The organism is Pseudomonas sp. 210_17 TE3656, assembly GCF_054821965.1.
The window spans coordinates 317,976-344,408 of sequence record NZ_JBTRBC010000001.1 but is presented as its reverse complement, the minus strand read 5'-3'; the positions used below and the strand labels follow the sequence as shown (position 1 = coordinate 344,408).

Genomic DNA, 26,433 nt, shown 5'->3' with positions numbered 1-26,433 from the left:
GCGCCGCACATCAGGCCAGGGCCAGGCCGCGGCTGCCGGTGATGCGCCGAACCAGTATCAGGGTCAGCACGGGGGCCAGGGCAAATACGCCGAACAACCACAACGCAGCGTGCTGGGCACCGACCACGCCACCGGGATCGACCAACCCGGCGCTGTTGCTCACCAGCCCGGCCAACGCCGCAGCCAGGGCCGTGGCATACAGCTGCACGGTGGTGATCGACGCCGAAGCGAGGTTTTCTTCGCCAGGGCGTGCGGCGCTCAGTACCCGGCTCAACAGGTGCGGCCAGCCAAGCCCAATACCCAGGCCAACGCCGGCCAGGGCCAGGCAGTAACTGGCAACGCCGAGCACGCTGGTCAGCCAGTGGATCTGGGCGGTCATCCAGGCCAGCGCCAGCAGCGCCGCGACGATCACCGCCGGCCCCAGGCGAATCAGCCGCTCGGCCGCATCGCCCGTGCGGCTGGCGCTGAGCAGGGCGGCGAGGGTCCAGCCAGCGGCCATGGCGGCGGTCATGTAGCCTGCGGCGAGAGGCCCGAGACCATGGATCTGCTGGAGGAAATAAGGCACGAAAATCTCGGTGGTCATGGCCGCAATCAACAGGCACATCACCCCATACAGCACGCCCAGGCGGGTGCCCAATGAGTAGGCCCCGGTGGGCAGCAGACGACGTTCGGGATCTCGGTCAAGGCGGGCGATCAGCACGGCGATGGCAAGACCGGCAGCGATGCCGAGCAGATTCCACAGCAGGTGACTGGACAGGCTGGCCGCCGAAATAGCCAGCACCGAGGCCACCAGGCAGGCGATCAAACCATAGGGTGGGCGTGAGCTGCTGGAGGTGCCGGCGAGGGTGTTGTTCAGCTGAGAAATGACGATTACCGCCAGCAGCGCAATCACTGGCAGCAAGGCCCAGAATGCCCAGCGCCAATCTCCGCTCTCGGCAAACACGCCGCCGATGGCCGGGCCGCAGAGGGTCGCCAGGCCCCACATGCCGGAAACCATGGCCATGGCGCGCGGCCATAGGCGTGCATCGAACACCAGGCGGATCAGGGCATAGCTCAGGGCAAACAGAATGCCGCCACCCAGGCCCTGGACGCTGCGGCCAGCCAGCAGCACCGGCATGCTCGGGGCTGCCGCGCAGAGTGCTGAACCCGCCGCGAACACGGCCAATGCCAGGAGGAACGCGCGCCGTGGTCCAAGGCCTTCGAGCAGCCGCGCCGAAAGGGTCGAGCCGATGATCGAGGTGACCACGAACAGCGTCGTGCTCCAGGCATAGAAGGCCAATCCACCGATATCGGCAATCACGGTCGGCAGGATGGTGGTGACGATGTAGACGTTGATCGCATGCAGCGCCACCCCGCCGGCCAGCGCAATCGAACGCAGGGCGTTGCGGCCATGCAGCAGTTCGGCCCAGGAGGCGTTTGCCGGCGTAGGCGGTGAGGGCATGTGCGGTTCCTTCGCAAGGTGATAAGTGCCTGGAAGTCTAGGTGCGCCTCTCGTATTACACAAATGATTGCTTGGATAAATAGCCGGTGGACGATCTTCGGCATTTGTTACCATCGTTTTTTTTTGCCGTGGTCCGGACGGGCTCGGCGTACAACCTGCAAGACCGAAGGGAAGGAGAGCAGCATGATTATCACCACTACAGGCACTGTCGAGGGTCGGCAAATTGCCGCCTACCTGGACGTGGTCAGCGCCGAATCGGTCCAGGGTATCAACGTGGTGCGCGACGTATTCGCCAGCTTTCGCGACTTTTTCGGGGGTCGTTCGCAAACCCTGGAAAGCGCCTTGAAAGAAGCCCGCGAGCAGGCCACCGATGAAATCAAGGCCCGTGCCCGCAGCCTGCAGGCCGATGCCGTGGTCGGCCTGGATTACGAGATCAGCATGCCGTCGGCCCGTGGCGGGATGGTCGTGGTGTTCGTCACCGGCACCGCGGTCAAGCTTCGGTAGGAGCGGGCTTGCCCCGCGATTGCGGGCTGTCAGCCACAACGCATCGCGGGGCAAGCCCGCTCCTACCGGGTGCGACAAAATGTCCCGGCCATTGGTCGGGCTTTTTTGTTATCTGCCTGCACGGTCCACAAATGACCGGCTAGTCTCAGAATCACTTGAGCCGATACTTATCTGGGCAATCATCTGCTTGCCGGTATGGGCTCGCTGTCAACGGGAGACAGGGCATGAGTGAGTTCTACTTCGAGGACAATGGCGACGAATTTCCCATCAATAGCCAGGTACGTTGCGGTCAGGCGGATTTCCGTCTGGGCTTTGCCCATATGACCCGGGACGACGCCGAACACGCCAGACCGAGCCACCTGCAGCGCGCCAAGAAAGGCCGCTTCATGCCCAGGGTCCCGCTGAAAAAGTGAACCGGTTTACATCACCCCGCACATTGTTGCGGGGTTTTTTCTGCATTGTTTGACCTTGCTCAACGGTTAAGGCTTGGGCGCTCGCCTGTAGCGCACTTGTATGTCTTACTTGTCCGGCTGCTATCAATACAGGGGGTAACCGATGCGCATCAGGGAAGAAACTTACTGGAGATGGGCGGACGCGCAGCTGCACAGTCGCAGCCACGACGAACAACTCAGTGACGGCACCAGCATTGATGTTCAGGTCAGGTTGTCGCGCACCGGCGCTACACAATTGTTCATCGGCGTATACGCCCGCCATGGCAAGGCGATGGTGGAGGAGTACTACGACAATCGCCCGGGCGAAACCATGACCCGCGCCATGGTCTGGGGTGTGGACCGGGCCCGGGCGTTGCTCACGGGGGACTTCCCCATGGAGCAGGCGCCATTGCGGCGTCAGGCCTGAGCGTGACGGTTGCGGCTGGCCTGGACAATGCGCTGGGCCGGCACGCGCAACTGGCGCAGCAAGTACTCAGCAAACTCCGCTGAGTAGCCTTGCAGGGCGATGGCCTGCGCCATGCAGTTCAACCAGATTTCACTGTGGGATTCATCGATCGGCCAACGGGCATGGAAAGCCGGGATGGCGATCGATCCATAGCGCTCGCTGAACAACGCCGGGCCGCCGAGCCAGCCACTGAGAAAACAGGCCAGTTTGTCCCGCGAGCTGTTGAGGTTGTCCGGATGCATCTGACGCACCGCGCGGGCGCTCGGGTCCTGATCCATGAACCGGTAGAAATCATCGACTAGCCGACGCAGGCCATCAATGCCGCCTGCGGCCTGGTAGGAGGCATCGCCGGTGCCGAATGCGGGAGTGTTCATGCGTGGGCTCCAGGCTAAAAGAGGGCATTGTAGCCGGGTAGGGCGCGAATGAAAAAAGCCCGATCCTTGCGGACCGGGCTTCAATGTATTGCCTGTTGCCTTTTGTTGTTCTCAGCAGAGGCGGTCGATTACCGCAACGCCTGGTTTGTCCTGCAGCTCGGCCCACTCATGTTGCAGGGTCTGCAGAACGCGACCGACATACTGGGTGTCGGCGGCGGCTTTCTTGCCAACGTAGCCCTGGCCGCGACGGTACATCTTCAACCGGGCGCGCATGTTCGGCGTGTGTTGCTCGAACTGCGCTTCATCGGTCAACGGTCCCAGCTTGTCCAGGCGCACTTCACCGGCTTCGCAAACCCAGAGAATGTGGCTGTCGAGTGTGTCCTTGCGCGCGGCGAACAGCCGGGCCAGTTCGTCAACAGTCGGTTGATTGTTCAGATTCATCATAAAGCCCCCTTGACCATTCGTAGTTGAGTTCAAACTCGGCGCACGTCATGTAGCGTAGAAAGAAAGCTGCTACAGCAGCGTCACAACTGGGGGCTTTTACACGCTGCCTTTTGGGCAGTACCCATCCGCATACAGCTCATGGATCCTTCGAGCTGCCTGGAACACCCTTGCCAGTGTCCCCGATCGGGGAGACGGCCTCATCATGCAAGGGCCGACGAATGGCGTCAATAGGTTTTGTAGTGATTTTTTTAGGTCACTACATTCTTGTCCGACAATACTTCATTCGCCCGTGTTGATACGAATCAGTTCGCCACCATGGCAACTGGCCGATCATGTTCGCACATGCATAGTAGGGAGATTCCCATGAGTTCGTCGGCTAGCACACCGGGTGCACAATCCACCCGGGTCAAGATTCCGATTGGTTTGTTGTTGGGGATTGCTGCCCTGATTGGCGTGTTGTTACTGCCGCTACCGGCCGACTTGCCGGTGGCCGGGCATCGGGTATTGGCGATCCTGGCCTTTGCCGTGGTGGTGTGGATCAGCGAAGCGGTGTCGTACGAAGCCAGTGCGATCATGATCACGACGTTGATGGCGTTTTTGCTCGGTACGGCGCCGACCGTTGCCGACCCCTCGGTGATCTACGGCTCTTCCGCGGGCATCAGTCTGGCCCTGACCGGCTTCTCCAATAGCGCCCTGGCGCTGGTGGTGGGGGCCTTGTTCATTGCCGCAGCCATGACCCATACCGGGCTGGATCGGCGTATCGCGTTGGTGACGCTGTCCAGTGTCGGGGTCAGTACCCGGCGTATTTTGCTCGGTGCGGTGGCGGTGACCATTCTGCTCAGCCTGGTGGTGCCTAGCGCCACCGCCCGCAGTGCCTGTGTTGTGCCGATCATGATGGGGGTGATTGCCGCGTTTGGCGTCGACAAGCGCTCCAACATTGCCGCCGGGATCATGATCATCGTGGCCCAGGGCACCAGCATCTGGAACATCGGTATCCAGACTGCGGCGGCGCAGAACCTGCTGACCGTGGGGTTCATGGACAAGATGCTCGGTGCCCGGGTGTCGTGGATCGATTGGCTGATTGCCGGCGCGCCGTGGGCGGTGATCATGTCGGCGGTGCTGATTTTCATCGTGCTCAAACTGTTGCCGCCAGAGAGTGACAGCATTCCTGGCGGGAAGGCGGCGGTGAGCAAGACCCTGGCTGAACTGGGGCCGATGAGCGGGGCGCAGAAGCGTTTGCTCGGGGTGTCGCTGCTGTTGCTGCTGGCCTGGGCCACCGAGGGCAAGCTGCACAGTTTCGATACTACTTCGACCACCTATGCCGGGTTGGTGATTCTGTTGCTGCCGCGCTTCGGGGTGATGACCTGGAAAGATGTGCAAGCACGGATTCCATGGGGCACGGTGATTGTTTTCGGGGTCGGGATCAGTCTGGGGACTACCTTGCTGACTACCCAGGCGGGGCAATGGCTGGGCGCGCAGGTGGTGGCCAATACCGGGCTGGATCAGCTGGGCACGCTGGGGGTGTTTTCGATCCTGGCGGCGTTTTTGATTCTGATCCATCTGGGGTTTGCCAGTGCGACGGCGCTGACCTCGGCGCTGTTGCCGATCCTGATTGCGGTGTTGCAAACCTTGCCCGGGGATTTCAGTCGTCTGGGGATGACCATGGCATTGGGGTTTGTGGTCAGTTATGGCTTTATTCTGCCGATCAATGCGCCGCAGAACATGGTGTGTCTGGGGACTGAGACGTTCAGTGCCAAGCAGTTTGCGCGGGTGGGGATTCTGGTGACGGTGATTGGCTATCTGTTGATGCTGGTGTTTGCGGCGACCTGGTGGCACTGGTTGGGGTGGATGTAACCTTCTGTAGGAGCGGATTCATCCGCGATGGACTGCATAGCAGTCCCTTCTCTGGGGCCGCTACGCGCCCCATCGCGGATGAATCCGCTCCTACAAGCGCCAGTTGTCAGAAGTTTGCCGGGGTGTTGGCGCTGATGATTTCCGCTTCGTCCTGGCCGATGTTCTTGAAGCTGTGCGGCAGGGTGGTCGGGAAGTAGTAGCCGTCACCGGAGTTGAGGATGCTGACCTGGCCATCCACCCGCAGTTCGATGGTGCCACGGGTCACCAGGCCGCATTCTTCGCCTTCGGCATGGACGATCGGTTCGTCGCCGGAGTCGGCACCCGGTGCGTACAGTTCACGCAACATGCGCATCTGCCGACCTTCGACGCTGGCGCCGACCAGCAGCAAGCGCAAGCCGCTGTTGCCCAGGTCGGGCTGTTCGGTGGAGCGGAATACGAAGCGTTCTTCGCGCGGCGGCTCGTCGAAGCTGAAGAACTCCGCGAGGGACATGGGAATGCCTTCGAGCAGTTTTTTCAGGGAACTGACCGAGGGGCTGACGCGATTTTGCTCGATCTGGGAAATCGTCGAGTTTGTCAGCCCGCTACGACGGGCCAGCTCCCGCTGGGAGAGTTTGTTGCGTTCACGCACCAGTTTGAGTCGTGTCCCCGTGTCCATAGCCGCCTTATATATCGAAAATTTTTGGCGGAGCATTAAAGCACATTCCGTGATGCTTTAGCGGCCCGCCTGTATGGACGACTGACGCGGGTGTGGCCACAGTCCGACCAGTAGCAGCAACGCGGCCACAATCAGGTAGGGCAGGCGCGGATCGACGGCGTAGATCAAGGTCCCGGCCAAGGGGCCGATGACAACTCCCAGGCCCTGCGCCGCACCGATGGAACCGGCCGTGGCGCCTTGTTCGGAGGCGTCCATGGCGTTGGCGGCCAAGGCCGAAAAGGCCGGGAATACCCAGCCCATGCCGCAGGCCGAAACAAAAAAGCTGGCCCAGAGCATTTCGGCGCTGCTGGCAAAGGCGGCAGCGGCAAAGCCCAGGGCCGAGAGGCTGGCACCGACGCGGATCATCCGCAGCGGCGGCCACTGCAACGCGCGCACCAGCAGTTGCGCCAGGATCAGTGCCACGCCGACCATGGTCAGGGCAATGCCCGCGGTCTGCGCCGCGTCCGCCGGGTTCATGCCCAAACGATCCAGGGCGAAGAAGCCTACGGTGATCTGCGCGACGGAAACGCTGAGCATGGCCACGAAAGCCACCAGCAGCGGTCGGCGCAGGCGCGGATCGGCCAGGCGCACGGGACGTGGCGGTTGCTTGAGGTGCAGCTCCTGGCGCTTGAGTTTGCGCAATAACACTACAAACGCCAGCATCGGCAGGAGCGCCATCGCGTAGAACGGCAGGCTCAGACTGTGGCGCGCCAGCAGTGCCGCCAACGCCGGGCCGAGCACCAGGCCAACGGCGTTGGCCGCGCCCAGCGACGCCAAGGTGCGGGCGCGATGCTGTGGCGGGATGTTGTCAGCGATCAGCGCAGCACCACCCACCGGCAGGGCGGCGTAGAACGCGCCAATCAATCCGCGCCCGAGCATCAGGCCAATGAAGGCCAGGGTGGCGCTGGGCAGCAGATTCAAGGCGGTATCGATGAACAGGCACAAAGCCCAGTACGCCAGGGTAAAGCCTGCGGTGCCGAGCAACAGCACCCGCCGCCGGCCGAGGCGATCACTGGCCTGGCCCCAGGGCCGTGCCAGCAACATCCAGATCACCCCGGCTACGGTCACCGCCGCCCCGGCCTGCCAGGTGGCCAGGCCCAGGGTGCGGGCAATCGGGCCGATCAAGGAAACAAACGCCATCATCGCCATGGTGCAGGCCATGTTGGCAAACAGCAGCGGCCGCAGGTCGAAGCTGCTTTGCGTGGCGGCAAGCGGGGCGGGTTGGGCAGGATCCTGTGCGCTGTTCATGGCTATCCAAGGCTTAGAGGCAAGCGTTGCATTGTGCCGCAAATGGCTCGCTGACCGCATCCCTTGATAATAAGAATCGTTAGCCTTGGTCGTCGGCCTGGCGGTTGCGCAAGGGGGCCGGCCACATGCTGCGCAACACCCCGTCGCGCCGTACCAGGCCATGCACCAACGCCGCGCCCAGGTGCACCAGCACGGTCGCGAACAGCACGTAGGCCAGCCAGCCATGGGCCTGGCGTAGCACTGCGTACAACTGCAGGTCATGAGGCAGCAAGGCCGGCAGGTGCAAGGGCAACGGGTAGCCGCCGGCCGACAGCATGCCCCAGCCGATCAAGGGCATGGCCAGCATCAGTCCATACAGCAGCAGGTGTGAGGCTCCGGCAGCCAGGCGCTGCACCGTCGGCAGATCAGCAGGCAGCGGCGGGTGGGACACGGTCAGGCGCAAAACAATGCGCACCAGCACCAACAACAGCAAGGCCAGGCCGATCGCCTTGTGCAGGCTGAGCAGCCAGGTGTGGCGCGGTGACAGGTCGCTGATCATGCTCACGCCGACGAACAGCATGGCCAGGATCAGCACCGCCATCAGCCAATGCAGCAGACGCGCCAGGGGATGGAAGGCAACAGGGACAGTGCTCATGGTCGTGCTCCCAACTGGGCCGCTTCGCGGCTGCGGCGGTTGAAGGACTCGGCGTACGCAGCCGAACGGGCGGCGAGGATCGGGTCGGCGGAAGGTTCTATGCCGCTGGGCAGAATCAGCGGGTCGAAGTTGAGGTCGCGGCAGGCGCCTTGTTCAGGACCGTCAACCTGCTCGATCACCAGGGTGCCGGCATCGACGCTGCGACGTTCTGCGGGCCAGGGCTGGCTCGGGTCATCAACCGGATCACTGGCTTGCGCCAGGGTCAGGCGCAGGGTCCAGCGCAAGGGGCCTTGGCGCAGGTGCTGTTGCAGGTCGTGTTGCAGGTAGTCACGGTCGTCGACCTGGCCCTGCAAGGCGGCGAACGGCGTCTGTGGTAACAGGCTCCAGCGCACATACTGGCGGTTGCCGGCGCTATCGATCAGGGCAAAGGCATTGATACTGTTGAAGCTGGAATTGGCAAAACTGTCCGGGGCCTTGTAGTCCTTGGCCCATTGGCGAAATGCAGCACTTTCCGGGTGGGCGGCGAAAAACGCCTGGACCCGCGCCGGGTCCGGCTTGCCGGTGGCCGGGTCCGGGGTCATCGCCAGCACCTGCTGATAGAAGGCTTCAGGAGTGCTCACCGCCAATACCGGTGGGGTGTTCATGCCGGTGCGCCAGACCTGGCCGTCGTCGCTGCTCAACTGCAGCGCCAGGCTGCGGGTCGGCACGCTGGTATCGGCGCTGTAAGGGTTGCTGCCACCAATCGCGAAGCGGCCGATCACCGGCACCCGTTGCTGGCTGAACACCCGCGCCCGGGACAACGATTCGGCCTGGTGGCTGCTGAGGAAGTAGCCACTGACGCACAGGCCCTTGGCGTGATTTTTACGGTAGCCGGGGTAGTGCCCGGCCTGGGCTTCGAAGGTGTCGATGATGCGTTTCGGGGTCAGGCGTTCGCTGCCGATCCAGCCGGCGGCATAGGCAAAACTTGCGGCCAGGGCGCTCAGGCCGAGACCGATTGCAGCCAGGCGCAAGGTGCGGGGACGACCGTGTAACGGAGTGCTCATGGCGGCGATCCGGGTCAGTGAATGAACCGGTACGACGTCCGGGGCGAAAATTTATTCCTGACCTCGTGGAATAATTTTTTCTCAGCAGCGTCTGCCTCGTACACTGATGGCCTACAGGTCAAGACCCTGGCAATGAACGAACTCGATGACGACCAATTACGCGAGATGCTCGAGCGCTTGCGCCGCTTCGCCCTGTGGCTGACCCGTGAGGCGAGCAGCGCTGACGACCTGGTTCAGGCCACTGTCGAGCGTGCCCTGAGCCGCCGCGGCCAGCAGCGCGAGCACGACAGCTTGCGGGCCTGGCTGTTCTCGATTCTCTACCGGCAATTTATCGACGGTAAACGCCGCGAGCGTCGCCATGCCCGCTGGTTGGCCTGGTTCGGACGCGGCGAGGAGGCCGGCAACGCTACCGAGGACATTGTCCTGGCCCAGTCTGGCCTGGCTGCCTTTGCCCGCTTGCCCACCGAGCAACGTGCCTTGTTGCTGCTGGTCAGTGTCGAGGGCCTGAGTTACAAGGAGGCCGCCCAGGCCTTGGGGGTGCCGATTGGCACGGTGATGTCGCGTTTGTCGCGGGCGCGCGTGGCGCTGCGCGAACTGGCCGAGGGCACTACCGCGTCCCCGGTGTTGCGGAGGTTGAAATGAGTCAGTTGATCCCGTCCGAAGACGAGCTGCACGCCTATGTCGACGAGTGCCTGGACCCGGAGCGTCGGCGGGCGGTAGAGCTGTACCTGGCCGCCAATCCCGAGCAGGCCCGGCAGGTCGAAGGCTGGCGCCGGGATGCCCGGCAACTGCGCGCGGCCCTGTCGGGCTTTGCCGGGCAGGCCGCCAACCCACGGCTCGATCCGGCCCATGTACGGCGTGAACTGCGTCGGCGTCGGCAGCGGCACTGGGCCAACGCCGCGGTGCTGTTGCTGACGCTGGGTATCGGTGGTCTGGGTGGCTGGCAGGTGCGCGAGAGCAGTCTGGTGGCCAGCAACCTGCCTATGGCCGATGCGCTGCAGGCCCATCGACTGTTCGCCGATGCCAGCGCTCTGGACCTCAGCGCACGTGATCCGGCGCGTCTGCAGGCCTGGCTTGGCCAGCATTTCCGCCATGTCGGCAACCTGCCGGACTTGTCGGCCTATGGTTTCACCCCGCTGGGCGCACGTTTGCTGAGCAACGAGCAGGGGCCAGCCGCCTTGCTGGTATTCGAAGATGCCCAGGGTCAGCGGATCAGCCTGTTCCTGCGTTCGCCGAGCGAACAGTTCACCCGCATGCCCAGTGGCGAGCGCACCGATGGCCAGTTGCAGGCCCGTTACTGGTCGCGTGGCGACTACAACTATGCGTTGATCAGTGCCGCCGCCGACAACCGCGGCGCCCAACTGCGCAAGGCGCTGGATATCGCTTTGTAGCCGGTCGCGGCCAGCAGGCGTAAGCTCGAACTGTTTGAACCGGCAGTTCGTTCCATCACCTGTGAGGTAAGTCGAAATGAAGCGCAAGCAAGGTTTGGTAGTGGCAGCTCTATTGCTGCTGACCGGCCAGAGCGCGCTGGCCTCGGCACCAGAAGTGAAGGATGCGCGTCTGGTTGCCCATGAGCAGGCAGTGCAGGCCTATGCGGCAAGAACCGGCAAAACCGTCCCGGCTGTTCAGGACTACCGCTACGGCACATCGATCGATGTCGCCCGGCTGATCGAGCAGACCCCCATGGCCCGCGGCTGCGAAGCGGCGCCGATGTTGATGACCTACGAAGATGCGTCCGGGCAGCTGGTAACCCTGCGTTATCGGCTCGAAGGACAGTGCCCGCGGTTTCAGGCTACGCGTTGATACACCTCCGGCAGCGGCGTGGGGGCGTCGCTGCCGGGTATCAAATAAAGCGTGCAGGTCCACTGATAGCACTTGGCTTGCTCAAGGCTATTAAATAGTATCAATCTCATTTGATACTTTTCCCGTGCAGGCGCGTTGATGACTGAAGCAGTGGTCCGTTGCGAACGATGAAGCGTACGAGTAGCCCCGAGCTGCCGCCACTGGTCTGTGCGCAGGCCAATCGCCGCACCTTGCTCAAGCGTGGCCTGGTCTTGACCATGCTGGTGCCTGGTGGCTGGTTACTCAGCCAGCAGTCGCCGCTGGCGGCGTGGCATGCAGACTTGCGCACTGCCGTCGGCGAGCGACGCGGTGTGCGTCTGGTCGATGGCAGCCTGCTGCAGCTGAACACCGCTACTGCAGTGGATCTGGAGATGGCTGAGCATCGATTGACCCTGGTCGAAGGCGAGATTGCCCTCAGCGTCAATCGTGCTCGACCGATTGACGTCGACTTCGACCTGGGCCGGGTGAGTACGGGGCAAGCGCAGATCAGTCTGCGCCGCGACGCCGACAGCTGCCGGATTTCGGTACTCTCCGGCAAAGTGCGGGTGCAACCGGTGCAGGGCGTGGAACTGGCGCTGGACTACGGCGATCAACTGACCCTGTATGCCGATGGCAGCGGCGCCATGGGGCGCTTCGATCCGCATATGCCTGACTGGCGCGACGGCGTGCTGAGTGTCAACAACCAGCCCTTGGGCCTGTTCCTGCGTGAAGTCGCCCGCTATCGTCCGGGCATCCTGCGCTGGGAGCCGGGGCTGGAGTCGCTGAAGGTCACTGGCACTTTTCAGTTGAACGACACCGACCGGATCCTTGCCTTGCTGGCTGCCAGCCTGCCGCTGACCGTGCAATCGCGTAGCCGTTACTGGGTCACGCTGGTTCCACGGCAAGTGCCGGTGTGAATGCTTCGGTGGGAGCGGGCTTGCCCCGCGATGCTATGTGACTGACAAACCGCTATCGCGGGGCAAGCCCGCTCCCACAAGCTCGCCACACCGGCCAGAGATTCTTGTCCAGCGCCCAATGTCCTTGCCCGGCCAACAGGCGCACACCGCCGACCCAGCGTTCGGGCGCGTGCTGATCCAGCCAGTAAGCCTGGCCCGCCAATACCTGCTCGCCCAAGGCCGTCAGCGTCAGTGGCCGTTTAACCCATTCCAGGTCTGTCCGGGCTTCGGCAATCAACGGCGTCGGTGAATCAATCAACGGCCGCAACAACGCATGAAACATCATGTCGCCCAGATACGGCAGCGGCTCACGCTTGGCCATCAGTTCGGCAAACACCCGCCCGAAGGGGACTTCGCCAAACTCGCCAATAATCTGTAGTGACAGGCGTTCGCTCAGCGACAGTCCATCACCCAGTCCCGGTAACTCCTGCAACTGCCGTAACAGGGCACGCGCCAGGAAGGGCAGGGCCAGGTCCTGGCGGTGTGCCAGTTGCGCCCAGGTTTCGGGGGACGGTGCGCAGTACGCCGTCCAGGCCTGTCGCGCGAGCTGCAACATCGGTTCGCTGACCGCCTGGCGTTGCGGCCACAGCCAGGCCAGTACATCCGGCGCCAACTGGCCGATGCCGATAAAACGCTGGACACCGGGCATGTCGCCGATCTGGATCACTTCCAGGCGATGTGGCAACTGCTCCAGGCTCGAAAGCAGGCGAATCAGAAACAGCTGATCGTAGGCGTCCGCTTCGCACCAGAGTACGGCCCGCGGACAATCGCCCATTAACGGCAGATGACTGTATTCATCGAACATCTTGCGCTGCACTTGCTCGCGGTCAAGAGCGTAGGCCTGGCTGATGTAGTCGATGCGCATCGCCTGATATTGCTCGTTCGGCAGGTCGCGTACCGGGCCCATGCACAGTGGATCGGTGAACATGTGAAACGCGCCGGTAAAACCGGCCAGGTGCAAGCTGTGCTCGATGTCATTGCCACAGCGCCAATGCTGGGTGCGGGCTTCATCGTCGGCGACGAACTGAGGGTGGCGTGCGGCAAAGTCGATGGCGTCGATGTGCGCCTTGAGTTTGGGCCAGCTGGCAAACCCCAGATCGCGGGCAATCAGCCATTGGGCATCGGCCAGACGTGGGGTGAGGGGCGAGGATTGAAGTTGCGCCAGTTGTTCAGGCGCCGTGCCCGAACGCAGGCGCTGGAGCAGTTCCTTGGCGCGCTTGCGCTGTTGTTCAAGGTTGATGCGCCCATCATAGGACGGCGACGACAGTCGAGCAGACATACGAACTCCTTGTGCGAGCCTTGTCCGCTGTCAGGCCGGGAGTCGTAGTGAGAATGCCTGGAGTACTGTCCTGGGCGCAGCCCTTTCCGCGGACGGGTGGCGTGGATGACGCCGGCTGCGACTATAGGCCCGGCCTTGGGTAAAGGCAATCGTCGGCACGGCTGAGCGCACGACTCAATGAAATACCTGAACCACCAGGCCTTCGACGGCATAGCCCTGTTCCACGGACCTGGCCTTGAGGATCAACACGGCATTCGGTGCGTTTCTGAGCACTGCGATCAGGAACAGCTCATCGTCCTCGCCGTTGCCCACCAGCGCCGGTAATTCCTGTGCCCGCGGCGGTACCAGCAATGAGCGCCAGGTTTGATCGTCGGCGGTGATAAAGCCCTGCGCATCGCCAAGGAATTTTTCCGGAGCAAACTCAGCGTCGTCGGCCAGGCCGCGATCGCTCATGCGCAAGCGCAGCAACCTGTCGATGGGTTGATCTGCGAGCGTCATCGGGCGGCCGCCAAAAAATGGCGCCAAAGTCTGTGGCAGTTGCTTTGGCGGGCTGGTCAGCCAGGCCTGGAGAAACGTCATGGCCCATTGTCTGGCCTGCGGTGACGACTTGACCGCAAGGCTGCCCAGTGTCGATTGCAACAGCGCATCGGCCTCGGCATCCAGCTGCCAGCCGGTGGTCTGCCGTTCGTAGTCAGGCACGGTGGTTGGTGTCAGCGGCTGCTGTGCGGGCGCCGGGCGCAGGTCGATGGCGGGACTCCCCCAGAAGCGTTGTTCACCGTCGGACAGGCTGGTGTTGCCGGCAATCGCTCGGGCCTGCTGCACACTATGGGTTTGCAGCCATTGAGACTTGGCGGTTCTGGTCTTCAACTGGCAGAAGGCGAACACCTGTGGTTCCAACACTGACCAGTCTTTGGCCGTTGTTGTCAGGTTCATCGATTGCCGATAGCGGCGCAGAAAGCCGTAGCTCGATTTTGCCGCCTCACGGCAGTCAAAGGGATAGACATAGGTGCGGTCGGCCTGATGCTTCAACGCACCGCCGCGATCGATCGCGTGAGTCCAGACCCATTGTTCAGGGCAGGGCGCGCGGTGGTCCGACACACCATGGTGAGAAAACGAATCCTGCCAGCCATGCAGGGCCTGGCCGAGCTTGAGCAGATGCGCTTGCGGGCCGTGATCCGGTTCGGCGAGCACGCTGTTGATCTGGCCTTGGGCAAAGACCTCGGCATTATCCACCGGCCGAGCGGGCGGTAATGCCGGCGGCGGATTCTGGGCGCGAAAGTGCAGGTAACGGGTGAGCTTGCTGGCGTCTTCCTGGCGCTTGATGCACAGCTGCCAGATGATCGCGTGCTTGGCGTCGAGCAGGCCCGTGTCAGTGAGTTCATCACCGCGGGCGATGTCGTGGCTCTGTTGATGATCAAAGCCGGCCTGAATCGCCAGCCAGTAGGTCAGACCGAAATGAAAGTCGGATTCGTAGGCGAGGGCGGGCAGTTCGAATGTCAGCAGTAACGGTAGGAGCGCGATGCGCAGAAGGCTCATGATCGCGATTGCCTGGGTGGCTGGGCGCTGTCTTCAGTGTAGCGGCAAAGACCACAGCGCCCGGCGCACGCCAGGAGAGCCTCGCGATTAGGTGTTGTCCTTGATCGTCTTGCTGCTGCCGTTGGTTTTCACTGAAGCAATGCCTGCATCACGCGATTGCGTGGTGGCATACATCTGGCTGCTGCCGATGATCTGGTGGTTGGCGGCTTTGAGGTTGAAGTGAAATTTGCCATTGCTGGCCTCTTTCTTTTCGTAGCGCTCATCCGTGCCGCAGTTGGCCTGGACCGAGGCAATGCCACTTTCGGCAGAGGCCTTGGCCTTGTACAACTCACTGGTAAGAATGACCTCGCCATTGCCCGCCTTGAGAACGAAGCGGAACTGGCCGTCACTGCTGTTACTCAACTCAAACCATCCTGCCATAGGAACTCCTTATTACGCAGATAAGCCCGGGTGCGCTGCTTGCGTGCTCGCTTGCAGTGACAAGTCAGTATGGTGGGCTTTATGCGCTTGTCCAATCGCGGGGCAAGCCCGCTCCCACCGGTGATCTCATAGCTCCGGTGGGAGCGGGCTTGCCCCGCGATGAGGGCCGTCCACCCAGGACAACCCTGACTGCACATGGACATGCTTCTGCTGCACAGGCTCGAACGGAGTGTCCAGTGTCCCCAGCGCGACACTGACCCAATCGGCAAATTTGCCCGCCGCATCGCTCCAGAACAGATTCGCGCCACAGGTTGAACAGAAGCTGCGACTGACGCTGGGCGACGACCTGAATACGCGTATCACCTGGTCAGGGTCGCAGACCATCAGGCTTGTACCTGGCACGCTGCCATAGCTGGCAAAGGCCGCACCATGCGCCTTGCGGCATTGACTGCAATGGCAATGGCTAACGGCCTTGATCGGCCCGTCAATGCGAAAAGTGACGGCGCTGCACAGGCAGCTGCCGTGGTACGTCGATGTGCTATCCATCCGTTGATGCGCCCAGGACAAAAAGGCTGAAGATCATACACGCGGCGATTCGCTAGCGCTGCGCGACCGCATGCTGGACACATTGTTCGTAGTAGGTCTGTTTGATCGCCGCCGGCTTGAGCCGCGACTGGCTGTTGTAGGTTTGCTCGGTGATGCCCATGGCGGTCATGCGCATCCACGGTTTGGGGAATTTGCGCACCTGCAGCTTTTTGCGTGCCGAGTACAAGGTCACGCCAGACAGCTTGGACTGTTGTGCGCCAGCGGCGATATCCGATCCCCAACTGCACACATAGCGATCATTCTTGCCGAGTGCTTTGGCCTGTGCACCAAGGGCAAAAGTGGCGAGAAAAAACGTTGCAAGGGTCAATCCATAAGCCCGCATAGTGTCAACCTAAGCTGTTGAAAGGAAAGCAAGTTTGCCAACGAAGGTTGTGGCGGGGGGCCAGCAGTTTGCCTTATCTGCTGTCTATCTTTCAGCGCGCGGCAGCAGCAGAGGTTGCGGACTGGGCAGGCGACTGGATACTATTCGGAACAATTCTCACTTACATGTCCCGGGTGTGTTCATGTCCGCCGTCGAGCCGACTTTCCAGCGAGCGATTCATGAACTGTACAGCGAGCACCACGGCTGGCTGTTCGGTTGGCTGCGCCGCAAGCTGCGCTGCCCGCAGAACGCCGCCGACACGGCCCAGGACACCTTCCTGCGGATTCTCGGTTCGCGCGATTCGCTGGTCGGTATCCGCGAGCCGCGGGCTTTTCTCAGTACTACGGCACGCCGGTTGATCATCGACAAGGCCCGCCGCCAGCACATTGAGGATGCCTACCTGCGTGAGCTGGCGCTGACCGTCGATGTGCTTGAAGGGCACCAGTCCCCGGAGCAGATCCTCACCACCCTTGAAGCCCTGGAGCAGATCGCCTTTGTCCTCGAAGGCCTCAGCGACAAGGTGCGCCAGGCCTTCGTCGATTATTACCTGGATGAGCAGACCCAGGTCCAGATCGCCCGGCGCCTGGAGGTTTCCGAACGGATGGTGCGCAAGTATTTGCTGCAAGCATTGATGCACTGCAACCAGGCCTTGGACGTGTGAGCCAATGAGCAACGAGGACAGCGTCGAAGCCCAGGCCGCCGAGTGGGTGCTGCGGCTGAGCGAAGGCGAATTGACTGAGCAGGAGCGGCAGGCCTTCGAGCACTGGCGTCAGCTCGACCATCGTCATCAGGCTACCTTTGAGCGTATCAGCAGCGTGGTCGCGCAACTGCACAGTCTGCGTTCGCAACGCGCGCCGGTGCGGGCTGCGTTGCAGCCGCCGAAGCCTCGGAGCAAAGCCCGGTACCTGCTCGGAATTGGCGTGTTGCTGGCCAACCTTGGCGTGGTCCTGAGCCTGAGCGGCTACCGTGTCGACGATCTGTTCGCCGACCTGCATACCTCCCCGGGCCAATGGCAGACGCGCACGCTGCAAGACGGTTCACGCATCACCCTGTACGGCAACAGTGCTATCGACCTGCAATTCGATGGTGCTCAGCGGCGTATCGAGTTGCGCCGAGGCCAGGTGCTGGTGGATGTGGCGCACGACTCGTCCCGGCCATTTGTGGTTGTCACCGCAGAAGGCAGTTTCAAGGCGTTGGGCACACGCTTTGTGGTCAGCCACGGGGAAGGGCAGAGCGAACTGAGCATGTTGCAGTCTGTTGTCCAGGTGCAGAGCGCCGACCACAGTCAGTCGCTGGAGGTGCAAAGCGGCGGTCGCGCCTGGGCGCGTCGCGATGCGGTGGGGCGTTTGCCCGACATTGATCCGGCCAGCCTTGAACAGGCCTGGCAGCGTCATCAACTGGTGGTCGATCAGGTGGCGTTGCCGCAAGTGCTGGAGGCGCTTGGCCGCCAGCGCCGCGGACATCTGCAGTTCGATGCTGCCGCCCTGGCTGACCTTAAAGTCTCGGCTGTGTTGCCTCTGGACGACACCGACCGCGCATTGCAGCTGCTGGCCGAGGCTTTGCCGCTACGTTTGCAGCCGTACACACCACTGTGGACACGCATTGAACGTGTGCCCGCTGAAAAATAATCATTCTTATTGGTTCCGCTTTATCAAAGTGGCCCGTCAAGCAAGAGGCCAACATGATTAAAACAGGAGCCGTTTTCCCATGCGTCGATTTGCTGACTCGCAGGCCTTGCGCCCCATTGCGCTGTGTATCCACCTGGCGTGTGCCGGTGTTGCGCTGGCCATGCCGCAGCTGGCCGTGGCCCAGACCCAGCAGCATTACGATATCCCGGCCGGATCGCTGAGCAGCACCCTCAATCGCTTCGCCCAACAGGCGGGTGTCGCCCTGGTGTTCCAGGCTGACGAACTGGCGGGGCGCAGTAGCCACGGCCTGGTAGGCAATTACACGGTGGAGGATGGCTTTGCCACGTTGCTCGATGGTAGCGGTTATCGCATCAGCTACAGTGACAGTGGTTATGTGCTGCTGCCGGTGGCCGATACGCAAGCCGGCCAGACCCTGGAACTGGGTGTGACCACCGTTGCCGGGCAAGGCATGGGCGAGAGCACCGAGAACTCTGGCAGTTACGCGCCGGGCCTGATCAGTGTCGGCTCGAAATCGCCGACCAGCCTGCGTGAAACACCGCAGTCGGTGTCGGTGATCACCCGCCAGCTGATCGAAGATCAGCAACTGACCGACATCAACGAAGCGATGAAGGCCACACCCGGGGTGATTACCCAAAGCACCACGTTCCGTATCCAGGATTTCATCTCCCGCGGTTTCTCCATCCAGAACCTGCAGATCGATGGCGCCGCCCCTCAGGCGCTGGGTACCGCGATGGGCTCGTTCTACTCCTCGAACATTTTCGACCTCGCCGAGTTCGACCACGTTGAAGTGCTGCGCGGCTCTGGCGCGTTGTTCGGTGGCTCGGGCGACCCGGGAGGCATCATCAACCTGGTACGCAAACGGCCGATGGCTTACAACCAGCTGAAGCTGACCCTGAGCGCCGGCAGCTGGGACAACTACCGACAGGAGCTGGATATTACCGGCCCGATGGGCTGGGACGGGCGGCTGCGTGGACGGCTGGTGGTGGCCAATACCGATCGCCAGTATTTCGTCGACAAGCGCAGCACGGAAAAGCCCTTGGTGTATGGGGTGATGGAAGCCGACGTGAGCGACGACGACATGCTCACCTTCGGCGTGCGCTACAACAAATCCCATGAAAACGGCACGCAGAGTTCGGTGCCGCGTTACAGCAACGGCGCCGATCTCGGCCTGCCGCGCCACACCGGCCTGACCCAGAACTGGGCCTTCGCCGACACCACGGCGCGCGAGTATTTTGCCAAGTACGACCACCGCTTCAATGACGACTGGAAGCTCAACCTGTCGTACACCAACATCTGGGACGTCTCCTGGTTCAAGACCGCCACTACCCTTAATGCAGTAGATCCCAATACCCATACCGGAGTGGTCTGGTATGGCACCCAGAGCCGTCAGGAAAACGAACAGCACCTGTACGACGTCAACCTGGCCGGCAACTTCCAGGCCTATGGGCTGGACCATCAGCTGGTGCTCGGGGCCGACTATCAGCGCATCGACAGCCGTTGGTTGGGGACTGCGCCGCACGCAACTGCCCGTGGCCCGGTGGATGTCTTCGACCCGGGTTCCACGCCATGGGAGGAACCGGCCAACCACACCGATTACAGCCGCGACTACAACCCCAACGCTCAGCGCCAGTACGGCCTGTATTCCAGCCTGCGTCTGCAGTTGGCCGAGCCATTGCACCTGATCCTCGGCGCGCGGGCCCAGCGCTATCACTTCAACCAGACCTACCAGACCCGCAGTGGTAGCCAGTGGACGCCGGTCTCCGACGTCGACCAGCGTATCGGCACCAAAGTCACGCCCTTCGGTGGCATCGTCTATGACCTGAGCGATGAGTGGTCGGCCTACGCCAGCTACTCGGAAATCTACAAGCCGCAGTCCAACAAACTTTCCGGGCCACAGCCGGGCAGCCCGCTTGAACCGATGGTAGGCAAGACCTACGAAACAGGTCTTAAAGGCGAATTGTTCGACGGCGCTCTGAACACCAACATCGCCTTGTACTACACCACCCGCGAAAACGAAGCGGTCAGGGACCCAGGCTATACCGACAGCAGCAACCTGTTTGCCGGCAGCTGCTGCTACCTGAGCAATGGCAAGGTGGTCAGCAAGGGGGTAGACATCGAAGCGTCGGGGGAGTTGATGCCGGACTGGACGTTGATCGGTGGCTACACCTTCAACCTCAACCGCAATCGCAGTGCCGACTCGCCGCTGAGCACGGTGATGCCCAAGCATCTGTTCAAGCTCTACAGCACCTACCGCTTGCCAGGCATGCTGCAGGACTTCAAGGTTGGCGGCGGCGTACAGGTGCAGAGCGCTACCTATGTGTCAGGCACCGCCACGCGTTTCAACGCCGATGGCAGCGTGGCCCAGAGCAATGTGCCGTTCGACTTCAGCCAGGGCGGTTATGCCACCTGGAGTGCATTGCTGGACTACAAACTGGACGAGCACTGGGACCTCACGCTCAATGGCAACAACCTGTTCGACAAGAAGTACTACCAGACTGTCGGCACCTCGACCTATGGCAACTACTATGGCGACCCGCGCAACTTCATGCTGACCCTGCGCGGCACTTACTGATCAAGGCTGCCCCACGCCGGACCAGGGTGGATCCTCATCTTCACAAGGTGGTGGTCTGCCCCTTGCGGTCCAGCTCGAACACCTTGTTGGCCTGCAACTGCTCCTTGAGCCAGCGTTCGGCCTTGCCCAGGCGTCGTTGCCGGGACCAGAGCAGGTCGACGCCCACCTGCCAGTCGGTGTACGGATAGGCCGATAGCTGCAACTCCACCAGTTCGCCGCTGGCCAGTTCGCGCTGAATCAACTGGCGCGGCAGCGTGGCCCAGCCCAGTCCGGCACGGACCATTTCCAGCAGCGCCAGGTAGCTTTCGGCCTGCCACACCTGGGTCGAGCGCAAGTATTCGCTGCTGGGCAGCTTGCTGGCATGGGCGCTGAAGGCCAGACGCCGATGCACATGCAGGTCATCAAAGCCCAGGTTGGCAATTTGCGCCAAGGGATGCTGTGGGTGACACACATGCAGCATGATCAGCTTGCCCAACTGCTGGAACGCCAACTCCTGCACATAACCCGGCTGCGAAAAGGCTACGCCCAGCACCGCTTCGCCTTTGGCGACCAATTCACTGACGTCGCCATGCACCGGGTGACGAATCACCAGGTCGACATAGGGAAAGGTCTGCTCGAACGCTTTGAGCACGGGTAAAAGCGGGCCGTAGGGCGTTTCGATGGCCAGGGTCAGGCTGGGTTCGATCACCTCGCTCAGGCAGTCGGCGTGCGCCTCCAGGGTCAGGCAACGCTCCAGTACCGCCTCGGCTTGCACCAGCATCTTCTGGCCGCTGGCGGTCAGCACCGGGTTGCGGCTGGAACGGTCGAACAGTTCCACACCCAGGTCGGTTTCCAGGTTGGCAATGGCGGCGCTGATGGTCGATTGAGTTTTACCCAGCTTGCGCCCAGCGGCTGAAAACGAGCCGGTCTTCACCGCCTCGACGAACATCGACAACTGGTCCAGTGAGAAACGCAAGGTGACGGCTCCTTGGGCGGGTGAAGGTGCGGGCCAATCCTCGCCTGCCGACGCCAGCTAAGCAAGGATTCATCCATCGATCAAAACGATAGCTACTAACTTGTTCCATCGCCTGCGCCGGGTAACTATCAGCGCGGGTCAAGCATTCCTGTGCCGGCCAGCCTTAACAACAATAAAAGCTGCACCTTCAGGAGACACGCGACATGAGCATAAAACGGGTTCATCCGGTGGACGAAATCCTGCCATTGCGCCAGTTGTTCACCTTCGGCCTGCAACACGTACTGGTGATGTATGCCGGCGCCGTAGCGGTCCCCTTGATTCTTGGTAGCGCCCTGGGTTTGACCTCGGCGCAGATCGTCATGCTGATCAATGCCAACTTGCTGACCTCCGGTGTCGCCACGCTGATCCAGACCCTGGGTTTCTGGAAGTTCGGCGCGCGCTTGCCGATGATCCAGGGCTGCTCGTTCATTGCCCTGGCGCCGATGATCATGATCGGCAAGGAGTTCGGCCTCAGCCAGATCTTTGGTGCGGTGATCGCCGCAGGTGCAATCACCATCGCCCTGGCGCCGGTGTTCAGCCGTCTGCTGCGGTTTTTTCCGCCGGTGGTGATTGGCAGCCTGATCACCATTATCGGCATCTCGCTGATGCCTGCTGCGGCGATCTGGTTGGGCGGGGGCAATCCGGGCGCGGATGATTTCGGCAAGCCCGCCAACCTGTTGCTGGGCTTGGCCACGGTGGCAGTGACGTTGGTGATCTATGCGCGATTCTCCGGCTTTATCGGCAACCTCAGTGTGCTCATCGGCCTGTTCGTAGGTAGCTTGATTGCCGCAGCCTTTGGCATGACCAACTTCAGCCGGGTAGGGGAGGCGGCCTGGTTCGAACTGAGCCCGCCGATGGCCTTTGGTGTACCTGAGTTTTCGCTGATGCCGATCCTGGTGATGACTCTGGCGATGCTGGTGATCATGGCCGAGACCACCGGTAATTGCCTGGCCATCGGTAAGTTGACCGGTAAACCGACCAGCCAGCAGACCCTGGGCAATGCCTTTCGTGCTGACGGGTTGTCGACCATGCTCGGCGGGTTGTTCAACAGCTTCCCCTACAACGCTTTCACTCAGAACACCGGCCTTATTGCGCTTTCCAACATCAAGAGCCGCTTCGTGGTAGCCGCAGCTGGCGCGATCATGGTGTTGATGGGCCTGTTTCCCAAACTCGGTGCCTTGATTGCCGCAGTGCCGACGCCGGTGCTGGGTGGCTGCGCGATCGTCATGTTCGGCATGACTACGGTGGCCGGTATCCAGGAGCTTTCCCGGGTCCGCTTCGAAGGTACGCGCAACGGCATCATCGTCGCGGTGTCGGTCAGTGTCGGGGTGTTGCCGATGTCCTTCCCGGCGTTGTTCGAACACGCCAATGGCGCACTCAAGCTGGTGCTTGAAAGCGGCATCTTCCTCGGGGCGATCACCGCCATTGTCCTCAACATCCTCCTCAACAACGAAAACCAGCCGGCCGAGGCACTCTCTAGCGACGCCGAGCTGGCTGACTGACGTATTCCTTTACCTACTGCCAAGGAGTTTCACATGACCAGTTTTACCAACCTCACCCCCGCTGGCGTCAGCGCGCTCGACCTTGAACTGCTGCGCCGTACCATCGAGCTGTCCGAGCAATCCCGGCAACGTGGCCGCCATCCGTTTGCCGCGCTAGTGGCGGACCGTAATGGTCAGGTGATCGCCCAGGCCGGCAACAACTCGATGCCACCTGAAGGTGATCCGACCCAGCACGCCGAACTGGTTGCCGCAGCCCAGGCGGCCAAGTGCCTGAGTCCCGAGGCGTTGGCGGACTGCACCCTGTACACCAGCGCCGAGCCCTGCTGCATGTGCGCCGGAGCCGTGTACTGGACCGGTATTGGCCGGGTGGTGTACGCCTTGTCTGAACATGCACTGCTGGGGTTGACCGGCGACCACCCGGAAAATCCGACTTTCTCCCTACCGTGCCGCGAAGTGTTTGCACGCGGGCAACGTCAGGTCAGTGTTCTCGGGCCGATGCTTGAAGCTGAGGCGGCTGAACCTCACAAGGGCTTCTGGTCATGAGTGCAGGCATCTCCATTCATATTGTCGATGTTGCCAGCGGCTGTGTGGCGCAAGGTCTTGAGGTGCGCCTGGTGCGCCTGGACGGCGGTCAGGGGGAGCTGATCTGCCAAGGGCGGATCGCCAGCAACGGTGTGCTGGCGGAGCTGGAGGGCGAGGCCGGGCGTTGTACCCCAGGCGTATATGAAGTCAGCCTGCAGGTAGCCGATTTCTATCGAGTTAAAGGCATGGTCCTGCCTGCGGTGCCATTTCTGGACGAGTTGGTTTACCGCTTCGGGCTGGCCGACCCCGGCCAGCACTATCACCTGCCGTTCAAACTGACGGCCTGGGGTGTCTCCTGTTTCCGCGGTGGAGCCTGACAGCCGGCGTACATTACCGGCTGGCCGCGAACGGTTGCGGTGGGCGTCAAGCGGGCCTATGGTCCAAACGAAGCGTCGCCCGGGTTGGACCATAGGCCGCTGTTCAACCCGCACCCTGTCCCGCTGCGAGGTGAGCCTATGTCCAACGATTCCCGCCCGGCCGTACTTGAACTGATCGGCAACACGCCCCTGGTCCGCGTCAGCCGCTTCGATACCGGCCCCTGTACCTTGTTTCTCAAGCTCGAGTCGCAGAACCCCGGCGGTTCGATCAAGGACCGCATCGGCCTGGCCATGATCGATGCGGCCGAGCGCGATGGCCGGCTGCGGCCCGGTGGCACCATCGTCGAAGCCACCGCGGGCAACACCGGTCTGGGGCTGGCGCTGGTCGGCCGGGCCAAGGGCTACCGGGTAGTGCTGGTGGTGCCGGACAAGATGTCTACCGAGAAGGTCTTGCACCTCAAGGCGATGGGCGCCGAAGTGCATATCACCCGCTCCGATGTCGGCAAGGGGCATCCGGAGTATTACCAGGACGTGGCGGCGCGGCTGACCACGCAGATCCCCGAGGCGTTCTTCGCCGATCAGTTCAACAACCCGGCCAACCCGCTGGCCCACGAGTGCAGCACGGCACCGGAAATCTGGGCGCAGATGCACCATGATGTGGATGCCATCGTCGTCGGTGTCGGCTCGGCCGGTACCTTGACCGGCTTGACCCGCTTCTTTCGCCGGGTGCAGCCGGACCTGGCCATGGTGCTGGCCGACCCGGTCGGCTCGGTAGTGGCCGAGTACAGCCGTAGCGGCGCCCTGGGCACCCCCGGCTCCTGGGCGGTGGAGGGCATCGGTGAGGATTTCATTCCCTCGATTGCCGATTTGACCAGCGTGCGCCAGGCCTACTCGATCAGCGATGAAGACAGCTTCGATCATGCCCGCCAGTTGCTGCGTGCCGAAGGCATTCTCGGCGGCTCCTCGACCGGGACCTTGCTGGCGGCGGCGCTGCGTTATTGCCGCGAACAGACCGAACCGAAACGGGTGGTCAGCTTTGTCTGCGACACCGGCACCCGCTACCTGTCGAAGGTTTACAACGACCAGTGGATGACCGACCAGGGCCTGCTGCAGTTCAAGCACTATGGCGATTTACGTGACCTCATCGCCCGGCGCTTCGAGGATGGCCGGGTGATCAGCGTCGGCCCCGGCGACACCTTGCTCACCGCGTTCCAGCGCATGCGCCTGGCCGATGTCTCGCAATTACCGGTGCTTGAAGACGGCCAGCGGCTGGTCGGGGTGATCGACGAGTCGGATATCCTCGTCGGCATGCACGCCGACCCCACGCACTTTCGCCTGCCGGTTGCCAGCGCCATGACCGACAAGCTGCAAACCCTGCCGCCGAGTGCCAGCCTGACTACACTGCAAGCGGAACTCGACCGTGGGTTGGTGGCGATCATCGCCGACGCCTCGGGCTTCTATGGCCTGATTACCCGTGTCGACATGCTCAACCACCTGCGCAGGTCCTTGCCATGAGTCAGCACGACGAAACCACCGCACCACGCGCCTTCGCCACCCGCGTGATCCACGCCGGGCAAACCCCGGACCCGTCCACCGGGGCCTTGATGCCGCCGATCTATGCCAACTCCACCTACGCCCAGCAGAGCCCCGGCGTGCACAAAGGCCTGGACTACGGGCGTTCGCACAATCCCACGCGCTGGGCATTGGAGCGGTGCGTGGCTGATCTGGAGGGCGGTACCCAGGCCTTCGCGTTCGCCTCGGGGCTGGCGACCATCGCCAATGTCCTCGAATTGCTCGACGCCGGCTCGCACATCGTTTCTGGCAATGATCTCTACGGGGGGACGTTCCGTCTGTTTGACAAGGTTCGCCGGCAGAGTGCAGGCCACCGTTTCAGCTTTGTCGACCTGACCGATCTGGAGGCCTTCGAAGCGGCATTGGAGGAAGACACGAGCATGGTCTGGGTCGAGACCCCCAGCAACCCCTTGCTCAGGCTTACTGATCTGGTCGCCGTCGCCGACATCTGTCGTCAGCGCGGCATTCTCTGTGTCGCCGACAACACCTTCGCCAGCCCCTGGGTGCAGCGGCCGCTGGAGCTGGGTTTCGATATCGTCCTGCACTCGACCACCAAGTACCTCAACGGCCATTCCGACGTGATTGGCGGGATCGCCGTGGTCGGCAATCCCGAACTGGCCGAACGTCTGGGCTTTTTGCAGAATGCGGTGGGCGCGATTGCCGGGCCGTTCGACGCCTTTCTCACCTTGCGCGGGGTGAAGACCCTGGCGTTGCGCATGGAGCGCCACTGCAGCAATGCCCTGGAGCTGGCACACTGGCTGGAGCGCCAGCCGCAGGTGGCGCGGGTCTATTATCCAGGGTTGGTCTCGCACCCCCAGCACGGTCTGGCACGGCGGCAGATGCATGGTTTCGGCGGGATGATTTCCCTGGACCTCAACAGCGACCTGGCCGGCGCCCGGCGCTTTCTCGAAAGCGTGCGCATCTTTGCCCTGGCCGAAAGCCTGGGCGGGGTGGAAAGCCTGATCGAGCACCCGGCGATCATGACCCATGCCAGCATCCCCGCCGAAACCCGCGCGCAGTTGGGGATCGGCGATGGACTGGTGCGCCTGTCGGTAGGGGTGGAAGACGTCGAAGATTTGCGCGCAGACCTGGCCCAGGCGCTGGCGCGCATCTGAGCTGGCGGTTGTCCGCTG

Annotated in this window: 29 protein-coding genes; 16 read left to right on the top strand and 13 right to left on the bottom strand. The window is 62.4% G+C overall.

All coding sequences use genetic code 11. The features are described 5' to 3' along the window. Positions 1-10: 10 nt before the first annotated feature. Positions 11-1,441 (bottom strand): MFS transporter, encoded by a 1,431-nt coding sequence (locus ACVI9W_RS01665; RefSeq protein WP_461528970.1) that lies wholly within the window; start codon positions 1,439-1,441, stop codon positions 11-13. A gap of 183 nt (positions 1,442-1,624) precedes the next feature. Between ACVI9W_RS01665 and ACVI9W_RS01660 the strand changes: the two genes are divergently transcribed. The 3 genes from ACVI9W_RS01660 to ACVI9W_RS01650 all read left to right on the top strand — a co-directional run bounded on the left by ACVI9W_RS01660 (position 1,625) and on the right by ACVI9W_RS01650 (position 2,803). Continuing rightward, positions 1,625-1,945, top strand: coding sequence for a YbjQ family protein (locus ACVI9W_RS01660; protein WP_038611801.1), 321 nt, complete (start codon positions 1,625-1,627; stop codon positions 1,943-1,945). Between the two features lie 224 nt (positions 1,946-2,169). Further along, positions 2,170-2,358, top strand: a complete 189-nt coding sequence (locus tag ACVI9W_RS01655) for a hypothetical protein (protein WP_342622445.1) — start codon at positions 2,170-2,172, stop codon at positions 2,356-2,358. Positions 2,359-2,500: 142 nt separating this feature from the next. Further along, on the top strand, positions 2,501-2,803 hold the full coding sequence (locus ACVI9W_RS01650; RefSeq protein WP_038611795.1) for a hypothetical protein: 303 nt from the start codon (positions 2,501-2,503) through the stop codon (positions 2,801-2,803). Here ACVI9W_RS01650 and ACVI9W_RS01645 read toward each other — a convergent pair. Both ACVI9W_RS01645 and ACVI9W_RS01640 read right to left on the bottom strand, forming a co-directional pair. After that, positions 2,794-3,216 (bottom strand): group II truncated hemoglobin, encoded by a 423-nt coding sequence (locus ACVI9W_RS01645; protein ID WP_461528969.1) that lies wholly within the window; start codon positions 3,214-3,216, stop codon positions 2,794-2,796. The two genes, ACVI9W_RS01650 and ACVI9W_RS01645, sit on opposite strands and share 10 nt — an antisense overlap. Before the next feature lie 111 nt (positions 3,217-3,327). Next, positions 3,328-3,660, bottom strand: coding sequence for a hypothetical protein (locus ACVI9W_RS01640; RefSeq protein ID WP_461528968.1), 333 nt, complete (start codon positions 3,658-3,660; stop codon positions 3,328-3,330). A 363-nt stretch (positions 3,661-4,023) separates the two neighbouring features. Here ACVI9W_RS01640 and ACVI9W_RS01635 point away from each other — a divergent pair, with 363 nt between their 5' ends. Beyond that, entirely contained in the window at positions 4,024-5,514 is a 1,491-nt protein-coding gene (locus tag ACVI9W_RS01635; protein ID WP_461528967.1) for a DASS family sodium-coupled anion symporter, read from the top strand. Between the two features lie 106 nt (positions 5,515-5,620). Here ACVI9W_RS01635 and ACVI9W_RS01630 read toward each other — a convergent pair whose 3' ends face one another. The 4 genes from ACVI9W_RS01630 to ACVI9W_RS01615 form a co-directional block, all read right to left on the bottom strand. Beyond that, positions 5,621-6,169: a cupin domain-containing protein gene (locus ACVI9W_RS01630; RefSeq protein ID WP_157192973.1), complete on the bottom strand. Its 549-nt coding sequence runs from the start codon at positions 6,167-6,169 to the stop codon at positions 5,621-5,623. Between the two features lie 57 nt (positions 6,170-6,226). Further along, positions 6,227-7,456 carry an MFS transporter gene (locus tag ACVI9W_RS01625; protein ID WP_461528966.1) on the bottom strand — a complete coding sequence of 410 codons (1,230 nt, stop codon included), beginning with the start codon at positions 7,454-7,456 and terminating at the stop codon, positions 6,227-6,229. Positions 7,457-7,535: 79 nt separating this feature from the next. Beyond that, positions 7,536-8,090 carry a cytochrome b gene (locus ACVI9W_RS01620; RefSeq protein ID WP_461528965.1) on the bottom strand — a complete coding sequence of 185 codons (555 nt, stop codon included), beginning with the start codon at positions 8,088-8,090 and terminating at the stop codon, positions 7,536-7,538. Then, positions 8,087-9,133 carry a catalase family peroxidase gene (locus ACVI9W_RS01615; RefSeq protein ID WP_461528964.1) on the bottom strand — a complete coding sequence of 349 codons (1,047 nt, stop codon included), beginning with the start codon at positions 9,131-9,133 and terminating at the stop codon, positions 8,087-8,089. The genes ACVI9W_RS01620 and ACVI9W_RS01615 overlap by 4 nt, the downstream gene beginning before the upstream one ends. A 132-nt stretch (positions 9,134-9,265) precedes the next feature. Here ACVI9W_RS01615 and ACVI9W_RS01610 point away from each other — a divergent pair, with 132 nt between their 5' ends. The 4 genes from ACVI9W_RS01610 (at position 9,266) to ACVI9W_RS01595 (ending at position 11,871) form a co-directional block, all read left to right on the top strand. Beyond that, entirely contained in the window at positions 9,266-9,775 is a 510-nt protein-coding gene (locus ACVI9W_RS01610; protein ID WP_191831628.1) for a sigma-70 family RNA polymerase sigma factor, read from the top strand. Then, positions 9,772-10,524: an anti-sigma factor family protein gene (locus tag ACVI9W_RS01605; protein WP_461528963.1), complete on the top strand. Its 753-nt coding sequence runs from the start codon at positions 9,772-9,774 to the stop codon at positions 10,522-10,524. Before ACVI9W_RS01610 ends, ACVI9W_RS01605 begins: the two co-directional genes overlap by 4 nt. A 76-nt stretch (positions 10,525-10,600) precedes the next feature. Further along, complete coding sequence (locus ACVI9W_RS01600; RefSeq protein WP_461528962.1) at positions 10,601-10,936, top strand: DUF2790 domain-containing protein; 336 nt, start codon at positions 10,601-10,603, stop codon at positions 10,934-10,936. Between the two features lie 167 nt (positions 10,937-11,103). Beyond that, positions 11,104-11,871 (top strand): FecR domain-containing protein, encoded by a 768-nt coding sequence (locus ACVI9W_RS01595; RefSeq protein ID WP_461528961.1) that lies wholly within the window; start codon positions 11,104-11,106, stop codon positions 11,869-11,871. 52 nt (positions 11,872-11,923) lie between these two features. Here ACVI9W_RS01595 and ACVI9W_RS01590 read toward each other — a convergent pair whose 3' ends face one another. The 5 genes from ACVI9W_RS01590 to ACVI9W_RS01570 all read right to left on the bottom strand — a co-directional run bounded on the left by ACVI9W_RS01590 (position 11,924) and on the right by ACVI9W_RS01570 (position 16,073). Continuing rightward, entirely contained in the window at positions 11,924-13,189 is a 1,266-nt protein-coding gene (locus ACVI9W_RS01590) for a DUF1835 domain-containing protein (protein ID WP_461528960.1), read from the bottom strand. Positions 13,190-13,363: 174 nt separating this feature from the next. Next, positions 13,364-14,725 (bottom strand): hypothetical protein, encoded by a 1,362-nt coding sequence (locus ACVI9W_RS01585; RefSeq protein ID WP_461528959.1) that lies wholly within the window; start codon positions 14,723-14,725, stop codon positions 13,364-13,366. 87 nt (positions 14,726-14,812) lie between these two features. Further along, on the bottom strand, positions 14,813-15,145 hold the full coding sequence (locus tag ACVI9W_RS01580; RefSeq protein ID WP_461528958.1) for a YegP family protein: 333 nt from the start codon (positions 15,143-15,145) through the stop codon (positions 14,813-14,815). A gap of 126 nt (positions 15,146-15,271) precedes the next feature. After that, the gene (locus ACVI9W_RS01575) at positions 15,272-15,691 is read right to left on the bottom strand and encodes a GFA family protein (protein WP_461528957.1); all 420 of its coding nucleotides are present in this window, start codon (positions 15,689-15,691) and stop codon (positions 15,272-15,274) included. A 52-nt stretch (positions 15,692-15,743) separates the two neighbouring features. Beyond that, entirely contained in the window at positions 15,744-16,073 is a 330-nt protein-coding gene (locus tag ACVI9W_RS01570; RefSeq protein WP_038611755.1) for a hypothetical protein, read from the bottom strand. A gap of 181 nt (positions 16,074-16,254) precedes the next feature. Between ACVI9W_RS01570 and ACVI9W_RS01565 the strand changes: the two genes are divergently transcribed. The 3 genes from ACVI9W_RS01565 (at position 16,255) to ACVI9W_RS01555 (ending at position 20,333) form a co-directional block, all read left to right on the top strand. After that, on the top strand, positions 16,255-16,773 hold the full coding sequence (locus ACVI9W_RS01565; RefSeq protein WP_422415686.1) for a sigma-70 family RNA polymerase sigma factor: 519 nt from the start codon (positions 16,255-16,257) through the stop codon (positions 16,771-16,773). Between the two features lie 4 nt (positions 16,774-16,777). Continuing rightward, positions 16,778-17,740, top strand: coding sequence for a FecR family protein (locus tag ACVI9W_RS01560; protein WP_422415679.1), 963 nt, complete (start codon positions 16,778-16,780; stop codon positions 17,738-17,740). 79 nt (positions 17,741-17,819) lie between these two features. Further along, positions 17,820-20,333 (top strand): TonB-dependent siderophore receptor, encoded by a 2,514-nt coding sequence (locus ACVI9W_RS01555; protein ID WP_461528956.1) that lies wholly within the window; start codon positions 17,820-17,822, stop codon positions 20,331-20,333. Positions 20,334-20,373: 40 nt separating this feature from the next. Here ACVI9W_RS01555 and ACVI9W_RS01550 read toward each other — a convergent pair whose 3' ends face one another. Next, complete coding sequence (locus ACVI9W_RS01550) at positions 20,374-21,288, bottom strand: LysR family transcriptional regulator (RefSeq protein ID WP_461528955.1); 915 nt, start codon at positions 21,286-21,288, stop codon at positions 20,374-20,376. 203 nt (positions 21,289-21,491) lie between these two features. Between ACVI9W_RS01550 and ACVI9W_RS01545 the strand changes: the two genes are divergently transcribed. The 5 genes from ACVI9W_RS01545 (at position 21,492) to ACVI9W_RS01525 (ending at position 26,415) form a co-directional block, all read left to right on the top strand. Next, complete coding sequence (locus tag ACVI9W_RS01545; protein WP_461528954.1) at positions 21,492-22,829, top strand: nucleobase:cation symporter-2 family protein; 1,338 nt, start codon at positions 21,492-21,494, stop codon at positions 22,827-22,829. Positions 22,830-22,862: 33 nt separating this feature from the next. Continuing rightward, complete coding sequence (locus ACVI9W_RS01540; protein WP_157192956.1) at positions 22,863-23,372, top strand: nucleoside deaminase; 510 nt, start codon at positions 22,863-22,865, stop codon at positions 23,370-23,372. Beyond that, a complete protein-coding gene (locus tag ACVI9W_RS01535) occupies positions 23,369-23,728 on the top strand; it encodes a hydroxyisourate hydrolase (RefSeq protein WP_461528953.1) in 360 nt (119 codons plus the stop codon). The genes ACVI9W_RS01540 and ACVI9W_RS01535 overlap by 4 nt, the downstream gene beginning before the upstream one ends. Before the next feature lie 138 nt (positions 23,729-23,866). After that, entirely contained in the window at positions 23,867-25,243 is a 1,377-nt protein-coding gene (locus ACVI9W_RS01530) for a pyridoxal-phosphate dependent enzyme (RefSeq protein ID WP_461528952.1), read from the top strand. After that, positions 25,240-26,415, top strand: coding sequence for a cystathionine gamma-synthase (locus ACVI9W_RS01525; RefSeq protein ID WP_461528951.1), 1,176 nt, complete (start codon positions 25,240-25,242; stop codon positions 26,413-26,415). The genes ACVI9W_RS01530 and ACVI9W_RS01525 overlap by 4 nt, the downstream gene beginning before the upstream one ends. Positions 26,416-26,433 lie beyond the last annotated feature (18 nt).

Bases quoted from the DNA above. Each gene is read 5' to 3' on its own strand.
- ACVI9W_RS01665 (WP_461528970.1), bottom strand. From the start codon at position 1,441: ATGCCCTCACCGCCTACGCCGGCAAACGCCTCCTGGGCCGAACTGCTG.
- ACVI9W_RS01660 (WP_038611801.1), top strand. From the start codon at position 1,625: ATGATTATCACCACTACAGGCACTGTCGAGGGTCGGCAAATTGCCGCC.
- ACVI9W_RS01655 (WP_342622445.1), top strand. From the start codon at position 2,170: ATGAGTGAGTTCTACTTCGAGGACAATGGCGACGAATTTCCCATCAAT.
- ACVI9W_RS01650 (WP_038611795.1), top strand. From the start codon at position 2,501: ATGCGCATCAGGGAAGAAACTTACTGGAGATGGGCGGACGCGCAGCTG.
- ACVI9W_RS01645 (WP_461528969.1), bottom strand. From the start codon at position 3,216: ATGAACACTCCCGCATTCGGCACCGGCGATGCCTCCTACCAGGCCGCA.
- ACVI9W_RS01640 (WP_461528968.1), bottom strand. From the start codon at position 3,660: ATGATGAATCTGAACAATCAACCGACTGTTGACGAACTGGCCCGGCTG.
- ACVI9W_RS01635 (WP_461528967.1), top strand. From the start codon at position 4,024: ATGAGTTCGTCGGCTAGCACACCGGGTGCACAATCCACCCGGGTCAAG.
- ACVI9W_RS01630 (WP_157192973.1), bottom strand. From the start codon at position 6,169: ATGGACACGGGGACACGACTCAAACTGGTGCGTGAACGCAACAAACTC.
- ACVI9W_RS01625 (WP_461528966.1), bottom strand. From the start codon at position 7,456: ATGAACAGCGCACAGGATCCTGCCCAACCCGCCCCGCTTGCCGCCACG.
- ACVI9W_RS01620 (WP_461528965.1), bottom strand. From the start codon at position 8,090: ATGAGCACTGTCCCTGTTGCCTTCCATCCCCTGGCGCGTCTGCTGCAT.
- ACVI9W_RS01615 (WP_461528964.1), bottom strand. From the start codon at position 9,133: ATGAGCACTCCGTTACACGGTCGTCCCCGCACCTTGCGCCTGGCTGCA.
- ACVI9W_RS01610 (WP_191831628.1), top strand. From the start codon at position 9,266: ATGAACGAACTCGATGACGACCAATTACGCGAGATGCTCGAGCGCTTG.
- ACVI9W_RS01605 (WP_461528963.1), top strand. From the start codon at position 9,772: ATGAGTCAGTTGATCCCGTCCGAAGACGAGCTGCACGCCTATGTCGAC.
- ACVI9W_RS01600 (WP_461528962.1), top strand. From the start codon at position 10,601: ATGAAGCGCAAGCAAGGTTTGGTAGTGGCAGCTCTATTGCTGCTGACC.
- ACVI9W_RS01595 (WP_461528961.1), top strand. From the start codon at position 11,104: ATGAAGCGTACGAGTAGCCCCGAGCTGCCGCCACTGGTCTGTGCGCAG.
- ACVI9W_RS01590 (WP_461528960.1), bottom strand. From the start codon at position 13,189: ATGTCTGCTCGACTGTCGTCGCCGTCCTATGATGGGCGCATCAACCTT.
- ACVI9W_RS01585 (WP_461528959.1), bottom strand. From the start codon at position 14,725: ATGAGCCTTCTGCGCATCGCGCTCCTACCGTTACTGCTGACATTCGAA.
- ACVI9W_RS01580 (WP_461528958.1), bottom strand. From the start codon at position 15,145: ATGGCAGGATGGTTTGAGTTGAGTAACAGCAGTGACGGCCAGTTCCGC.
- ACVI9W_RS01575 (WP_461528957.1), bottom strand. From the start codon at position 15,691: ATGGATAGCACATCGACGTACCACGGCAGCTGCCTGTGCAGCGCCGTC.
- ACVI9W_RS01570 (WP_038611755.1), bottom strand. From the start codon at position 16,073: ATGCGGGCTTATGGATTGACCCTTGCAACGTTTTTTCTCGCCACTTTT.
- ACVI9W_RS01565 (WP_422415686.1), top strand. From the start codon at position 16,255: ATGTCCGCCGTCGAGCCGACTTTCCAGCGAGCGATTCATGAACTGTAC.
- ACVI9W_RS01560 (WP_422415679.1), top strand. From the start codon at position 16,778: ATGAGCAACGAGGACAGCGTCGAAGCCCAGGCCGCCGAGTGGGTGCTG.
- ACVI9W_RS01555 (WP_461528956.1), top strand. From the start codon at position 17,820: ATGCGTCGATTTGCTGACTCGCAGGCCTTGCGCCCCATTGCGCTGTGT.
- ACVI9W_RS01545 (WP_461528954.1), top strand. From the start codon at position 21,492: ATGAGCATAAAACGGGTTCATCCGGTGGACGAAATCCTGCCATTGCGC.
- ACVI9W_RS01540 (WP_157192956.1), top strand. From the start codon at position 22,863: ATGACCAGTTTTACCAACCTCACCCCCGCTGGCGTCAGCGCGCTCGAC.
- ACVI9W_RS01535 (WP_461528953.1), top strand. From the start codon at position 23,369: ATGAGTGCAGGCATCTCCATTCATATTGTCGATGTTGCCAGCGGCTGT.
- ACVI9W_RS01530 (WP_461528952.1), top strand. From the start codon at position 23,867: ATGTCCAACGATTCCCGCCCGGCCGTACTTGAACTGATCGGCAACACG.
- ACVI9W_RS01525 (WP_461528951.1), top strand. From the start codon at position 25,240: ATGAGTCAGCACGACGAAACCACCGCACCACGCGCCTTCGCCACCCGC.